The following is a 15185-nucleotide window of genomic DNA, read 5'->3' as shown; positions in this document are numbered from 1 at the left end:
AGTGAGCGTCGCCCCTCTGCCCGCGCCCGTCGTCGCCCGACTGGCCCGGCTCAGCCCGGCCCCGGCCGGGCTCACGCTGCTGCGGTCCGCCCTGCACACCCGGCGGTTGCTGCTCCTCAAAGCGCTCCTGGTGCGCGTCCACCGGCACCGGGCTTCCGTCGAGCCGGGCGCGCTCGGCCGGTTCGAGCGCGCCTGGGACCTGCTCGAACGGGTCGAGCGGCGCCATCCCGCCGTGGTCCGTGACGTCCTCGACTACCCGACGACCGGGGCCTGGCTGACCGGTGCGCTCGCCGAGCCCGCCGGGCCGGCCTTCGACAGGCTGCTCGGCCACCTCGACAACCTCGCGGTCACCGCCGCCCTGCGCGCCGGCGGCGCACTCGATCTGACCGTGGAGACCCCGGACGGCCTGCTCCCGCTGCCCGGCGTGGGCCGCCTGGGGGTGGCCGCGGACCGCGTCCGGGTCAGCGCCGGCGAACGGACCGTACGGTTCCACCCGGACGGTGCTCGCCATGCCGCACCCGCCGTCCTGACCCTGGCCGATGGGCGCCGGGGCGTCCTCACGGGCCGCGGGCCCGGCTGGCGCGCGGTCCGCCCGCTGCACGGCAGCGCCGCGCGCCTGGACGATCTCGACCCGTACCGTGTGCCGTCCGGAGCGGGCGGCAGGGTGGTCGTCGCGGCCGACCCCGCCGACACCGACCACGCCGCCTGGTCCGCGACCTGGCGCGCCGCCCAGGACCTCCTGGCCCGCACGGACCCCGGCCGGGCGGCCGAGGTGTCCCGTGGTGTCCGTGCGGTCGTCCCCGTCCTTCCCCGAGGGCCCCGGCACCTGGGGGCCACGCTGAGCGCCGCTCCCGGAGCCGTACTGACCTCGCTGCCCGCCGAGGGGCGGGGGATGGTCGAAACGGTGGTGCACGAGCTGCATCACAGCAAGCTGGCGACGCTCCATGAACTCATGCCGTTGTACGGGCCCGGGCGGGACGCCGTGCACCAGGTCGGCTGGCGGCCGGACCCGCGGCCCATCGCCGGCGTGCTGCACGGCGCCTACGCGCACATGGCCCTGACCGATCTGTGGTGGCGCGCGGTCACCGCCGACGGGGTGCCGGCGGCCTGGCGCCACGCTGCCGGGCAACAGTTCGACGACATCCACGATCAGGTGGGCGCGGCCCTGCTGATCCTGCTTGAATCCGATGAACTGACCGTGGAGGGGCGGGAGTTCGTGCACCAAATGAGGCAGCACCATGCGAGCCTCGGCGCGGCCCCCCTGGCCGCTGGGTAACACTGTGCCCACGGCACATGACACTGCGTTGCGCGGGAGCGGGACGGGAGACACGACAGATGGCGGAACAGCGATCGGGCGGTGCGGCGGATCACGGAGCCAGGAGCGCGCCGGAACACGTCCTCGTGGTCTTCCCCGGCTACAACCGTCCGTGGGCCACCTGGATCAACCAACGGCTCGACGCGTACGGGGTGCGCGCGAGTCTCCAGCGCTGGGACCCGCCGCGCGAGATGCCCCTGGAGGACTCGCTCGGCGACCTGCTGCTCGCCCGCGGCCAGGTGCTGCTCGTCCTGGACGACTGGTTCTTCCAGCTCGGCCCGCGCGCGGCCGGTGAGTGGAACGACGTCCTGCGCGGTTTCGTCGCCGCCCACGCCGAGCGGTTCGCCGCGGTCAACCTCACCAACCGGACCCTGCTCCCGGCCACCGCCGTCCTCGAACCCGTCAGCCTGTGGGGCGTCGGCGAGGAGGAGGCCGAAGTCCGGCTGCTCAGCAGGCTCGCCATCGAACCCCGCCGCGCCACCGGCCGCCGGCTGCCCCCCGGATCACTCGTCCGCTTCCCGGACACCCCTCCCGAGATCTGGGGCGAGATCCCGCGCCGCAACCCGCGCTTCACCGGCCGGGACGACCTGCTCACCGAGCTCCAGGAACGGCTCATGGACGCCGAGCGCGGCAACGCCGCCTGCACCCTGCTCGGCATGTCCGGCATCGGCAAGACCCAGATCGCCGCCGAGTACGCCCACCGCTTCAGCTCCGACTACGACGTCGTGTGGTGGGTCAGCTCCGACGACCGCAACGTGCAGCGCGACCGCTTCGGCGAGCTCGCCGCCGAACTCGGCCTGACCACCGGCAACGAGCCCGGCGAACGCATCCGCGCCGTCCGCGAGGCACTGCGCCGGGGCGACCCGCACTCCCGCTGGCTCGTCGTCTTCGACGGCTGGGACGACACGGACGGCGCGAACGTCATGCTGCCGCACGGACCCGGCCACGTCCTCGTCACCTCGCGCAACCGAGGCTGGGGCGACTACACCGACATCCTGGAGATCCCCGGCTTCGACCGCGCCGAGTCCACCGGCTATCTGATGCGGCGCGCCCCGCACGTCACGGCGCCCGAAGCCGACGAGGTCGCCGCCGAGTTCGGGGACGTCCCCCTGCCGCTGGTCCAGGCCGCGGCCTGGCTCGGCGAGTCCCGCATGGACGTCTCCGAGTACCTGCACATGGTCCGCGAAGGGCGGATCTCCGCCGTCGAACCGTCCGGCGACGGCTTCCCCCAGGCGTCCCTGACCTCCTGGTCGATACTGATCAACCGGCTCCGACGCGCCCAGCCGCAGGCCATCGACGTGCTCAGCCTGTGCGCCTCCTTCGCCCCCGGCCGCATCCCGCTCGGCCTCATCCGCGCCTATCCGCAGGCGGACCTCCCCGAGGACCTGCGCTGGATGGTCACCGACCTCGCCGCCTGGTCCCGGGCCCTGGACACCCTGGTCAACTACTCGGTGCTCACCCGCGAGACCCGGGGCCCCGTCAACAACGCCGAGGTCGGGCCGCACCAGGAGTCCGTGCACATGCACCGGCTCGTCCACGACATCGTCGCCCGGCTCACCGAGGGCGACCACCGCGCCGCCCACCGCCAGGCCGTCCGCACCCTGCTCGCCGAGGCCGACCCCGGCAACCCCATGGACAGCCGGCACTGGCCCCGCTACGCCGAACTCCTGCCCCACCTGGAACCCTCCGGCGCGCTGCTCAGCCGCAACCCGCGCACCCAGACCGCCGTGCTCAACTGCCTGCGCTACTGCTTCCGCAGCGGCGAGTTCAAGGCCGGCATCCAGCTCGCCGAGAAGATCCGGGACAACTGGTCCACCTTCATGGAACCGCTGGACCAGCCCATGCTGGACCTGACCACCCAGCAGGGCAACATCCTGCGCTCCTTCGGCCGCTTCCGCGAGGCGTACGACCTCGACCTCGCCCAGCGGGAACGCCTCGCCGCCGCCCAGCCCCCCAACGAGCTCGGCACCCTGCTCTCCAGCAGCGCCATCTCCAGCGACCTGCGCTTCCTCGGCCAGTACAAGGAGTCGGAGCGGCTCCAGCGCACCGTCCTCGCCGACGCCGAACGCCTGCTCGGCGGCAGCGAGTTCTCCACCCTCGTCGCCCGCCACAACCTCGGCGTCACCCTGCGGCAGCTCGGCCGCTTCCAGGAGGCGTACGAGTCCGACGCCGAGACCCTCGCCCACAGCGAGCGGGTCCTCGGCAAACGCCACTCCCAGACCCTCAACTCCAGCAACGCCCTCGCGCACGACCTGCGGCTCCTCGGCCAGTACCGCGAAGCCCTCGCCCGCCAGGAGGCCAACGTCCTGCGCCATGTGCAGGTACTCGGCCCGCAGCACCTGCAGACCCTGTACGCCCGCACCCAGCTGGCCCTGTGCCGGCGCCGCGAGGGCGGCTTCCAGCAGGACCTCGGAGCCACCATGGCCAGCCTGCTCGACCAGCTGGAGCAGGTGCACGGCCGCACCCACTACGTGACGCTCTCCTCCCTCAACAACTACGCCAACTTCCTCCGCGAACACGGCGACCTCGACCACGCCCGCGAGCTCATCCACGAGGCCGAGGCCGGCTACCGCGCCCTCCTCGGCCCCGCGCACCCGGTCGCCACCGGCGTCCTCGCCAACACCGCCCTCGTCCTCCAGGCGTCCGGCGAACGCGCCGACGCCCTGGCCATCCTGGAGGCCGCGCTCGCCGGGCTGACCGCCTCGCTCGGGCCCGACCACCCCTGGGTCCTCGGCTGCGCGCTCAACACCTGCGCCGCCCGCAACTTCAACGGCCGGGTGCAGGACGCCGCCGAGCTCAGCCGGGACACCCTGCGCCGCGCCCGGCACACCCTGGGCAACGAGCACCCGCTCACCCTGTCGAGCCAGGTGGCCCTCGCCACCGACCTGCGCGGCCTCAGGGAGAACGAGGAGGCGGGCAAGCTGGAGGAGGACGCGCTGCTCACCCTCACCCGGACGCTCGGCGCCCAGCACCCGCACACCCTGTCGGCACGGCAGCGGAACAGGCCCTACTGGGACTTCGAGGCCAACCTGGGCTGACCGCCCGTACGAGCACCGGAAACGCCGGAGGCCCGGCACCCCGAGTGGGGTGCCGGGCCTCCTTCCGTACGCGTACGGAGTGGTCGATCAGGCGTCGAAGACCTCGTTGACCAGCTGCTGCTGCTCCGCCTGGTGGCGCTTGGCCGAGCCGACCGCCGGGGAGGAGGAGTGCGGACGCGAGATCCGGCGCAGGCGCTCGCCCGCCGGGATGTCCGCGCCGACCGCCAGGTCCAGGTGGTCGATCAGGTTGAGCGCGATGAACGGCCAGGCACCCTGGTTCGCCGGCTCCTCCTGCGCCCAGATGTACTTCGCGGCGTTCGGGTACTTGGCGATCTCGGCCTGGAGCTCGGCACCCGGCAGCGGGTACAGGCGCTCCAGACGGATGATCGCGGTCTCCGTGTCGCCGCGCTTCTGACGCTCGGCCTCCAGGTCGTAGTAGACCTTGCCGGCGCAGAAGACGACCTTGCGGACGTCGGCCGGGTTGACCGTCGTGTCGCCGATCACCGGGCGGAAGCCGCCGGTGGTGAACTCCTCCACCTTGGACGCCGCGGCCTTCAGACGCAGCATCGACTTCGGGGTGAAGACGATGAGCGGCTTGTGGTGCGGGTTGTGGACCTGCCAGCGCAGCAGGTGGAAGTAGTTCGACGGAAGCGTCGGCATGGCGACCGTCATGTTGTCCTGGGCGCACATCTGGAGGAAGCGCTCCGGGCGCGCGGACGAGTGGTCCGGGCCCTGGCCCTCGTAGCCGTGCGGCAGGAGCAGCGTGACGCCGGAGGTCTGGCCCCACTTCTGCTCGGCCGAGGAGATGAACTCGTCGACGACGGTCTGCGCGCCGTTGACGAAGTCACCGAACTGGGCCTCCCAGATGACCAGGGAGTCCGGGCGGGCCAGCGAGTAGCCGTACTCGAAGCCCATCGCCGCGTACTCGCTGAGCAGCGAGTCGTAGACGTTGTAGTGGGCCTGGTCCTCGGCCAGGTAGAGCAGCGGGGTGTAGTCCTCGCCGGTCTCCTGGTCGACGAGCACCGCGTGGCGCTGGCCGAAGGTGCCGCGGCGGGAGTCCTGGCCCGACAGGCGGACCGGGGTGCCCTCCATCAGCAGGGAGCCGATGGCGAGGGTCTCGCCGAAGCCCCAGTCGATGGTGCCGTCGTCGATGGAGGCGGCGCGGCGCTGCATCTGCGGGAGCAGACGCGGGTGGACCGTGATCCGCTCCGGGATGTTGACCTGCGACTCGGCGATCCGCTTCACGACCTCCTGGGAGACCGCGGTGGTGACGGCGACCGGGAACTCGGCCTGGGCGTCCGGGACGGTCGTCGCCGACGGGGCGGCGGTGGCCTCGCGGACCTCCGCGAACACCTTCTCCAGCTGCCCCTGGAAGTCCTGGAGCGCCTGCTCCGCCTCTTCGAGGGTGATGTCGCCGCGACCGATGAGCGACTCGGTGTACAGCTTGCGCACCGAACGCTTCTTGTCGATCAGGTTGTACATCTGCGGGTTGGTGAACTGCGGGTTGTCGCCCTCGTTGTGACCGCGGCGGCGGTAGCAGATGAGGTCGATCACGACGTCCTTGTTGAACGTCTGGCGGAACTCGAAGGCGAGCCGCGCGACGCGGACCACGGCCTCCGGGTCGTCGCCGTTCACGTGGAAGATCGGCGCCTCGATCATGCGGGCCACGTCGGTCGCGTACATCGAGGAACGCGAGGACTCCGGGGCGGCGGTGAAGCCGACCTGGTTGTTGATGACGATGTGGACCGTGCCGCCGGTGCGGTAGCCCCGCAGCTGCGACATGTTCAGCGTCTCGGCGACGACGCCCTGGCCGGCGAAGGCCGCGTCGCCGTGGAGGGCGACGGGCAGGACGGTGAAGTCCGTGCCGCCCTTGTTGATGACGTCCTGCTTGGCGCGGACGACACCCTCCAGGACCGGGTCGACCGCCTCCAGGTGCGAGGGGTTGGCGGTGAGCGAGACCTTGATCTGCTCGCCGTCGAGGCCCGTGAAGGTGCCCTCGGCGCCCAGGTGGTACTTGACGTCGCCGGAGCCGTGCATCGACTTCGGGTCGAGGTTGCCCTCGAACTCGCGGAAGATCTGCGCGTACGACTTGCCGACGATGTTCGCCAGGACGTTCAGGCGGCCGCGGTGGGCCATGCCGATGACGACCTCGTCGAGGCGCGACTCGGCGGCCGAGTCGATGACCGCGTCGAGCAGCGGGATGACGGACTCGCCGCCCTCCAGGGAGAAGCGCTTCTGGCCGACGTACTTCGTCTGCAGGAAGGTCTCGAAGGCCTCCGCCGCGTTCAGCCGGCGCAGGATCCGCAGCTGCTCCTCGCGCTCCACGCGGGAGTGCGGGCGCTCGACGCGGTCCTGGATCCACTTGCGCTGCTTCGGGTCCTGGATGTGCATGAACTCGACGCCGGTGGTGCGGCAGTACGAGTCGCGGAGCACGCCGAGGATGTCGCGGAGCTTCATCATCGACTTGCCGGCGAAGCCGCCGACCGCGAACTCCCGCTCCAGGTCCCACAGGGTGAGGCCGTGCTCGGTGATGTCCAGGTCGGGGTGCTTGCGCTGCTTGTACTCCAGCGGGTCGGTGTCGGCCATGACGTGGCCGCGGACCCGGTAGGAGTGGATGAGCTCGAAGACGCGCGCGGCCTTGGTGACGTCGTCGTCGTGCGAGGCGTCGATGTCCTTGAGCCAGCGGACCGGCTCGTAGGGGATGCGCAGGGCCTTGAAGATCTCGTCGTAGAAGCCCTCCTCGCCGAGGAGGTAGTTCGCGACGATCCGCAGGAACTCGCCGGAGGCGGCGCCCTGGATGACGCGGTGGTCGTACGTCGAGGTCAGGGTCATGACCTTCGAGATGCCCAGCTTGTTCAGGGTGTCCTGGGAGGTGCCCTGGAACTCGGCCGGGTAGTCCATCGAGCCGACGCCCATGATGACCGACTGGCCGGGCATCAGACGCGGGACGGAGTGGACGGTGCCGAGGCCGCCGGGGTTGGTCAGGGAGACCGTGACGCCGGTGAAGTCCTCCATCGTCAGCTTGCCCACGCGGGCGCGCTTGACGATGTCCTCGTAGGCCTGCCAGAACTCGAAGAAGTTGAGCGTCTCGGCCTTCTTGATGCCCGCGACGACGAGCTGGCGGTCGCCGTTGGGCTTGACCAGGTCGATCGCGAGGCCGAAGTTCACGTGCTCCGGCTTGACCAGGGTCGGCTTGCCGTCCTTCTCCGCGAAGGAGTAGTTCATCGACGGCATGGCCTTGATCGCCTGCACCATCGCGTAGCCGATGAGGTGCGTGAAGGAGATCTTCCCGCCCCGGGCGCGCTTCAGGTGGTTGTTGATCACGATCCGGTTGTCGAAGAGCAGCTTCACCGGGACGGCGCGGACGGACGTGGCCGTCGGCACCTCCAGGGAGGCGTTCATGTTCTTCGCGACCGCGGCGGCGGGGCCGCGCAGCGTGATCAGCTCGGGGCCGGCGGGGGCCTCGGTGGACTCCTTGGCCTTGACCGGCGCCGGAGCGGCGGCGGCCGGCTTCGCGGCGACCGGCGCGGGGGCCGCGGCGGGCTTCACGGGAGCCGGAGCAGGGGCCGCGACCGGGGCGGGCGCGGGGGCCGGAACGGCCGCCGGAGCCGAAGGCGCGGCCTGTGCGGGGCCCGCCTGCGGCGCGACGGGCGCGCTCGGAGTGGTGGTGGCGGCCGGGGCGGACGGGGTCTCCGACGCTCCGGGCTTGTAGTCGGCGAAGAAGTCCCACCAGGCACGATCGACTGAATTCGGGTCCTGGAGGTACTGCTGGTAGATCTCGTCGACGAGCCACTCATTGGCACCGAAGGCGGCTGCGGGGCTCACGCCCTGCCCGTCTTGGTCGGCCGGGGAGCTCGGGGTACTGGGGGACTGAGACGACACGGCGGCAACCGCCCTCTTCCGCTTCGCAAGGTGATGGACAGCGGAAATAAAGGCTACGCCTGTCCGGCCGAGAGGTGCAGGCCAGGCAGTCCAACGTTGCGCAAGTCACACTTGACAGCGTGTTTCGATGCCTTGAATGGCGGGAAACAAGCGTGGTTCCGCATGTGTGAGGGTACGGAAAAGCGCGAGCACGGCCCACTTCGACCGCACCCCTGACCACGTCCCGCTCACGTGAACGCAGCTTCTGCCCACGTACACGCAGAACGCGTGCTTCCGGTTCGAACCCTACGTCAATCCCGCGGGGGGAGACTGCCCGGAAGAGTGACTCTGATGCGGCAGCCACGTGACGATTCGGCCACTCCGATCCCGCCGCCGTGCAGATCCACCGCCCACCGCGCGATCGCGAGCCCGAGCCCCGTCCCGCCGTCGCTGCCCGGACCCTGCCGATCCGGGGCCACGCCCCGGTTGAAGCGCTCGAAGACCTTGTGCCGCTCCGACTCCGGGATGCCGGGGCCCTCGTCCTCGACCTCCAGCTCCAGCGAGTCCGGATACGGGCCGCGCCGGGCCCGGACCGTGACCCGGCCGTGCGGCGGGGAGTGCTTCACCGCGTTGTCGATCAGGTTCGCCATCACCTGGTGCAGCCGCTCCGCGTCCGCGTGCGCGACCAGCTCGGGCGGCGACACGTCCAGGTGCAGATGGACGTCCGTACGGCGGTGCAGGCCCGAGGTGGACGACAGGCCGCGCTGGGACGCCGCCAGGTTCGCCTCCCGCAGGACCCCCGACAGATACGGCCAGACCTCGAAGCGGCTCGCCCTGAGTGCCACGACACCGTTGTCAAGACGTGACAGGTCGAGCAGCGTCTCCACCAGCCGGCCGAGCCGCTCCGTCTGCTTCAGCGCCGACCGCATGGTCTCCGGATCGGCCTCGGACACCCCGTCCACCACGTTCTCCAGGACGGCCCGGAGCGCGGCGATCGGCGTGCGCAGCTCGTGCGAGACATTGGCCACCAGCTCCTTGCGGTGCCGGTCGACGGCCTCCAGGTCGTCCGCCATGCGGTTGATCGTCGACGCGAGGTCGCCCAGCTCGTCCCGCCGGTCCGCGCCCCGCACCCGGCGGCTGAAGTCGCCGCGCGAGATCGACCCGGCCACCGTGTTCATCTCGTCGAGCGGCGCCGTCAGGGACTGCGCCACGAACTGGGTGATCAGGAGGGTCGCGATCATCGCGAAGATCGTGATGTACCGGAACTCCGTGGACGTGCGGATCGCCACCAGGGCCAGTCCGGAGGTCAGCAGCACCGCCCCGACGACCAGGGCGCCCAGCTTGGTCTTGATCGAGATCACGATCCGGCGGGGCCGGCGCCCTCCCCGTCCCGTGTGCGGCCTCCCGGGGCCCGGCGGGTTCACGGCGCCGGGGTCTCCAGCGCGTAGCCGACTCCGTGGACCGTACGGATCCGCTCGGCCCCGATCTTCCGGCGCAGCGCCTTGATGTGGCTGTCCACGGTCCGGGTGCCCGAGGCGTCCGCCCAGTCCCACACCTCGGCGAGCAGCTGCTCGCGGGAGAGCACCGCGCGCGGGGTGCTGGCCAGGCAGACGAGCAGGTCGAACTCGGTCGGGGTCAGGTGCACGTCCTCCGCGCGGACCCGGACCCGGCGCTGCGCGTGGTCGATCTCCAGCTCGCCCAGGCGCAGGATCCCGCTGCGCGGGGTGACCGCCGCGAGCGCGGCCCGCTCCACCCGGCGCAGCAGCACGTGCACCCGGGCGGCCAGCTCGCGCATCGAGAACGGCTTCGTCATGTAGTCGTCCGCGCCGACGCCGAGGCCGACCAGCATGTCGGTCTCGTCGTCGCGGGCGGTCAGCATGAGGACCGGGACGGGGCGCTGGGCCTGGACCCTGCGGCACACCTCCAGGCCGTCGAAACCGGGCAGCATCACGTCCAGGACCATCAGGTCGGGCTGCCAGGCCTCGGCGGCGTCGACGGCCGCGGGGCCGTCGGTCGCGGTCTGGACGAGGAAGCCCTCGGCGCGCAGCCGCGCGGAGATCGCCTCCACGATCGTGGCGTCGTCCTCGACCACCAGGACGCGCCGCTGGGCCCCCGGAGTGGCCGCCGCACCGTGGTGAGTGGTGTGTGTCTGCTCCATTGCCCCGCCTCGCGTCGCCGATGTCGGTGCAGCAGCCTAGAGGTACCGACGGCGTCCCGGCTATCCAGGAGCTACGCGGGACGGACCGCGAGGTGGACCACGTCGGGGACGCCCCGGGCAACGGGGATCTCTTCCGTCCGTACCCCGCTGAATCCGGCATTCCGCAACGACTCTTCGAAATCCGCGGACGGCCGGGCCGACCACACGGCGAGGATCCCGCCCGGGTTCAGCCGGGCCGCGCAGGCCGCCAATCCCTCAGGTGAGTAAAGGGATTCGTTGTCCTCGGTGACCGTCCAGTCGGGGCCGTTGTCGATGTCGAGGCAGAGGGCGTCGTAGGTGTCGGTGGTGGTGCGGAGGTGGGCCACGAGGTCCGTGTGCAGGATCACGGTCCGGGGATCGGCGAGCGCGGCCCCGGAGATCGCGGAGAGGGGCCCCTGGCGATGCCAGTCGATGATCGCCTCCTCGCGCTCGGCTACCGCGATCCGGCCCCAGCGGGGGTCGGCGGCGGCGTGGGCGAGGGAGAAACCGACGCCGAGGCCGCCGACGAGGACGGAGGCGCCCTCACGGGAGCCCTCGGGGAGGGCGGCCAGGGCCGCGTCGATCAGCAGCCGCTCGGAGCGCCCGTCGGAGGTGTCCATCAGGAAGGTGCCGTTGGCGATGATCTCGTAGTGCTCGGCGCGGCGGCGGAGGACGACTTCTCCGTACGGCCCTTCTCGGCGGTCGAGGGTGACGGGGCTGGTCATGATCACTCCGTTGCTCGTGTGCGTACGGTTCGTTATGCGTTTGTCCCGGCCATCCTCGCCAAGCGGCGACGGCCGGGACAAACGCATAACGAGCGTGACGGGTCACGGGCCTTACGGGCTTTACGGGCGCGGGGCCTCGTGCTCCACGTACCGCTCGATCGCCTTCAGCTCGCGGCGGGCGCCTACCGGGACTCCGTAGGTGCGGTCGGCGGTGATCGGGGCCACGGCGATCCGGCCGTCGCGGAGCAGGGCGGTGGAGTCGGCGTTCCGGGCGGTCTCGGTGCAGGGGTCGCCCGGGGTCTCCTCGCAGAAGCCGAGGCCGATCTCGAAGGAGTCCTCGCCGGTCCGGTCGTAGGCGTGCCAGACGACCTGTCCGTCGCCGACGCGCGTCCAGACCGGGGCCCCGGCCCGCTGCCCGGCGCTGACGTCGGGGTAGTCGACCTTGAGGGCGAAGGCGGAGGTGAACAGGCCGCGATTCCTGAGGCCGGCGACGAAGCGGGCGCCGAACTCGGCGTTGGCCCGGTAGTTCACCCGGGGGAAGCTCGTGTTCGTCTCGTCGCCGGAGGAGGAGAAGGCGATCGCGGGCACGTCCTGGTCGATCGCGGCGAGGGCCGCGCCGACGGTTCCGGAGTCGTTGACCTGGGCGGAGACGTTGGGGCCGGAGTTGATGCCGGTCACGACCAGGTCGGGGGCCCCGGTCCAGCCGGCCTTGGCCTCCAGGCCGGCGCGCAGGGCGAGCTTGACGGTGTCGGCGGGGGTCGCGGACGGGGAGTTCTTGGTGCAGGGGCCGTCGGCCAGGCAGACGCCGTAGACCGCGCCGCCGGAGGGCGCCTGGGCGCAGTCGTCCTCGTACCCGGCGGGCAGGGCGGTGCGGCGCTGGGCGGTCAGGACGCCGCCGTTGGTGACGGCGGTGCCCTTGCCGGACTGGACCTGCCAGGGCGCCATCACGACGACGTCGGCACCGGCCGCGCACATCGCCCGGCGCAGCTCGTACAGGCCCAGCCCGTCGGAGTTGCTCGCCTTCGCCGCCTGCATCGAGTCGTCGTTGGAGATCAGGATCCGCATCCCCGCGAGCGGGCGGGAGTCGGTGGTGCTGCCGGAGGTGGTGGCGTACGCGGTGGCGCCGGCGGCGGCGAGTACGGCGGCTGCCGCGGACAGCGCGAGGTACGTGCGCATACGTGCGATCCCTTCATGAGCATGACATGCGGGTGGGGAGGAGGGGATCCGGGGCCCGGCCCCCCACGGGCGGGCCCCGGATCGTGCGCGGGGTCGTCAGATGCCCCGCGGTCTGTGGGTGGATTTCGGATCCAATATCCGAATCATGGATATTGGATCCGGTATTCGAATATTGGATCCGGGATCCCGGATCCAGAATTCGGGTATTGGATCCCGGACCTTGGATCCCGGGCCCTGGATCCCGGACCTTGGATCCCGGGCCCTGGATTCCGGGCCCTGGATCCAGGCCCCCCGGCTCAGATCTCCAGGCCGTGGCCGTGCGGGAACACCGGATCCACCGTGTCGTTCGGTACGTCCGGCCGGGACGCCGCCACCGCCGCCATCGAGCGCGGCAGCTCGAAGGGCAGCCGGCCCTCCGCCTTGGCGCGGCCGAAGGCCACGTCGAGGAGGGCGTCGTCGCCGGCGCCGTAGTCGGCGATCAGTGCCGCCCCGTGCTCGGCGATCTCGGGCAGGACGGCCGGCCGCTCCAGGTTCACGCAGACGACCGTGGGGGTGGCGGTGAGGAGGGCGAGGATCCTGTCCAGCTCCTCCTGGCCGAAGGCGAGGCTGCCGGAGTGGAAGAAGGACTCGAACTTGTTCGGGCGCTCCTCGTACGGGGTGCGGAGCCGCAGGACCGCGAGGTCGGCGTCGGCGGGGTCGGTGACGATCTCGCCGTACGCGGCGGCGACCGCGGGGTCGACGTTCTCCACGTAGAGCCTCGGCCGTCCCGAGAGGGGGAGCGGGCCGTCGGTGAGGACGGTGAGCGAGCGGCGCTGGGCGGCGGCGCCCGCGGCGGTGAAGTCGGCGCGGCCGACCGTCTCGGCGGCCTCGTCGGGGTCGACGTACCGGCGCTCGTCGAAGAGGCCGAGGAGGAACTTCTCCCGCAGCAGCCGCCGCACGGAGGCGTCGATCCGCGCCTCGGGGATCCGGCCCGCCCCGACGAGCTCCACGATCACCTCGGGGCACTCCTCGCCGCCGAACTGGTCCGCGCCCGCGTCCAGGGCCTTGGCGGCCCGTTCGGCCACGCTCAGGTGCTCGACGCCCCAGGCGCGGGCCTCGTGCATCTCGCCGAAGATCGGGGCGTCCGTCAGGAGGCCCCAGTCGGTGCAGACGATGCCGGTGAAGCCGAGTTCCTCGCGGAGCAGGCCCGTGATGACGCCCTTGTTGAAGCCGAAGCCGACCTCCTCCCAGTCGGTGCCGACGGGCTGTCCGTAGTACGGCATCATCTGCGAGCAGCCGGCGGCGATGGCGGCTTTGAAGGGCTCCAGGTGGTAGTCGCGCATCCCGCCCGGGTAGACCTGCTCCTTGCCGTGCGGGAAGTGCGGGTCCTCGCCGTCCTTCTGCGGGCCGCCGCCGGGGAAGTGCTTGACCATCGCGGCCACCGACTCCGGGCCGAGCTCGGGGCCCTGGAGGCCGCGCACGTACGCCTGGACCAGCTCGCTCGTCAGCTTCGCGTCGGAGCCGAAGGTGCCGGTCTGGCGGGACCAGCGGGGTTCGGTCGCGAGGTCGATCTGCGGGTGGAGCGCGGTGCGGAAGCCGACGGAGAGGTATTCGCGGCGGACGGTGTCGGCGAAGCGGAAGACCAGCTCCGGGTCGCCGATCGCGGCCAGGCCGAGCGCCTCGGGCCAGGCGGAGAAGGCGCCGGAGTTGAAGGAGGCGCCGATGTTGTCGGTGAAGGAGTGGCGGGGGTCGGTCGAGAGGGAGACCGGGATGCCGAGCCGGGTGCCCTCGGCCATCTCCTGGACCGCGTTGTGCCAGAGGGCCGTCTCGCGGGCGCCGTAGGTGCCGAGCAGGTTGAAGTGGGTGAGCTTCAGGTCCTGGACGAGCTGCGGGGTGGTGAGTTCCAGGTCGTCCCCGTCGGCCTCGGTCACCGGGGTGCCGTCGGCGTTCATCGTGAGCATGGTGTGGAAGAGCTGGCCGGCCTTCTCCTCCAGCGTCATGCGCGAGAGGAGGTCCTCCACGCGCGCGTCGACGGGGAGGGCGGGGTCCTGGTACGGGTGCATGGGCGGCTCCGGGGCTACTCGACCGAAGGCCGTGGGGAGGGTCCGTCGGTCAGGGGCCGGCGGAGGTGCCGACCTTGGGCGCCCACAGGCTAAGCGTGAAAACTGAGTGACCACTAGGTTTCTGTATTGTGTCCTGGGTCACACGCCGGAAACCCTTTTCCGGGCGCGGCTAAGGTGGCCGCATGGCGGAGAACACGGAGCGGACGCCCCGCAAGAGCGCAGGCAGGGGCAGTTACGCGGTCGGCGACGCGCGCCGCCAGAAGATCCTGGACACCGCCGTCGACCACTTCGGGCAGTGGGGCTTCAACGCCTCCTCCCTCGCCCGCATCGCCCGCGACTGCGGGATCACCCAGGGCGGTCTGCTGCACCACTTCCGCAGCAAGGAGGACCTGCTCCTCTCGGTCCTCGCGCAGAGCGAACAGCACGACGTGGAGCGGCTGTTCAGTGTCGAGCCCGAGTCGTACGCGGCCTATCTGGAGACCCTCGTCGCCCTGATCGAGGAGAACACCCGGCGCCCCGGCATCGTCCGGATGTTCAACGTCCTGGTGGGGGAGTCCGGCAACGCCGACCACCCCGCCCACCAGTACTTCAAGGAGCGCTACGCGCGCGTGCTCCGGAACACCGTCGAGCTCCTGGAGCAGGCCGTGCGGAGCGGCGAACTCCGCCCCGACACCGACTGCCTGGGCGTCGCCCAGGAACACCTCGCCGTCATGGACGGCCTCCAGATCCAGTGGGCCCTCGACCCTTCCTCGATGGACATGCCGGCCCGGGTGGGCGCGTACCTCCGGCGCCAGTACACGGAGATCGCGGCACCGAAGGAGTGACGCGCGCCCCGTTCACGCGCGCGCCCCG

General features: G+C 71.5%; 9 protein-coding genes. 3 read left to right on the top strand and 6 right to left on the bottom strand.

The features are described from left to right. The first annotated feature begins 1 nt into the window (after position 1). On the top strand, positions 2-1276 hold the full coding sequence (locus tag ACH4TP_RS01300; RefSeq protein ID WP_398435152.1) for an aKG-HExxH-type peptide beta-hydroxylase: 1275 nt from the start codon (positions 2-4) through the stop codon (positions 1274-1276). Positions 1277-1335: 59 nt separating this feature from the next. Further along, complete coding sequence (gene fxsT / locus ACH4TP_RS01295; RefSeq protein WP_389231339.1) at positions 1336-4353, top strand: FxSxx-COOH system tetratricopeptide repeat protein; 3018 nt, start codon at positions 1336-1338, stop codon at positions 4351-4353. A gap of 87 nt (positions 4354-4440) precedes the next feature. Here fxsT and ACH4TP_RS01290 read toward each other — a convergent pair whose 3' ends face one another. The 6 genes from ACH4TP_RS01290 to ACH4TP_RS01265 form a co-directional block, all read right to left on the bottom strand. Continuing rightward, the gene (locus ACH4TP_RS01290; protein WP_398435150.1) at positions 4441-8235 is read right to left on the bottom strand and encodes a multifunctional oxoglutarate decarboxylase/oxoglutarate dehydrogenase thiamine pyrophosphate-binding subunit/dihydrolipoyllysine-residue succinyltransferase subunit; all 3795 of its coding nucleotides are present in this window, start codon (positions 8233-8235) and stop codon (positions 4441-4443) included. Between the two features lie 290 nt (positions 8236-8525). Continuing rightward, positions 8526-9578 (bottom strand): ATP-binding protein, encoded by a 1053-nt coding sequence (locus tag ACH4TP_RS01285; RefSeq protein WP_389231959.1) that lies wholly within the window; start codon positions 9576-9578, stop codon positions 8526-8528. A 56-nt stretch (positions 9579-9634) separates the two neighbouring features. After that, entirely contained in the window at positions 9635-10372 is a 738-nt protein-coding gene (locus tag ACH4TP_RS01280) for a response regulator transcription factor (RefSeq protein WP_030688813.1), read from the bottom strand. A gap of 71 nt (positions 10373-10443) precedes the next feature. Next, complete coding sequence (locus tag ACH4TP_RS01275) at positions 10444-11115, bottom strand: spermidine synthase (protein WP_389231332.1); 672 nt, start codon at positions 11113-11115, stop codon at positions 10444-10446. Positions 11116-11235: 120 nt separating this feature from the next. After that, a complete protein-coding gene (gene surE / locus ACH4TP_RS01270) occupies positions 11236-12291 on the bottom strand; it encodes a 5'/3'-nucleotidase SurE (protein WP_398435148.1) in 1056 nt (351 codons plus the stop codon). Between the two features lie 296 nt (positions 12292-12587). Then, a complete protein-coding gene (locus ACH4TP_RS01265) occupies positions 12588-14333 on the bottom strand; it encodes a glycoside hydrolase family 3 protein (protein WP_398435146.1) in 1746 nt (581 codons plus the stop codon). A gap of 182 nt (positions 14334-14515) precedes the next feature. Between ACH4TP_RS01265 and ACH4TP_RS01260 the strand changes: the two genes are divergently transcribed. Then, positions 14516-15157 carry a TetR/AcrR family transcriptional regulator gene (locus ACH4TP_RS01260; RefSeq protein WP_389231324.1) on the top strand — a complete coding sequence of 214 codons (642 nt, stop codon included), beginning with the start codon at positions 14516-14518 and terminating at the stop codon, positions 15155-15157. The last annotated feature ends 28 nt before the right edge of the window (positions 15158-15185 follow it).

This window comes from Streptomyces sp. NPDC021012, from assembly GCF_044333355.1.
In the GTDB taxonomy this organism is placed as follows: Bacteria; Actinomycetota; Actinomycetes; order Streptomycetales; family Streptomycetaceae; genus Streptomyces.
This window is presented reverse-complemented; position numbering and strand designations above follow the sequence as displayed.

Coding starts and splice junctions, on each gene's coding strand:
- fxsT (WP_389231339.1), top strand. CDS start 1,336: ATGGCGGAACAGCGATCGGGCGGTGCGGCGGATCACGGAGCCAGGAGC.
- ACH4TP_RS01280 (WP_030688813.1), bottom strand. CDS start 10,372: ATGGAGCAGACACACACCACTCACCACGGTGCGGCGGCCACTCCGGGG.
- ACH4TP_RS01275 (WP_389231332.1), bottom strand. CDS start 11,115: ATGACCAGCCCCGTCACCCTCGACCGCCGAGAAGGGCCGTACGGAGAA.
- surE (WP_398435148.1), bottom strand. CDS start 12,291: ATGCGCACGTACCTCGCGCTGTCCGCGGCAGCCGCCGTACTCGCCGCC.
- ACH4TP_RS01265 (WP_398435146.1), bottom strand. CDS start 14,333: ATGCACCCGTACCAGGACCCCGCCCTCCCCGTCGACGCGCGCGTGGAG.
- ACH4TP_RS01260 (WP_389231324.1), top strand. CDS start 14,516: ATGGCGGAGAACACGGAGCGGACGCCCCGCAAGAGCGCAGGCAGGGGC.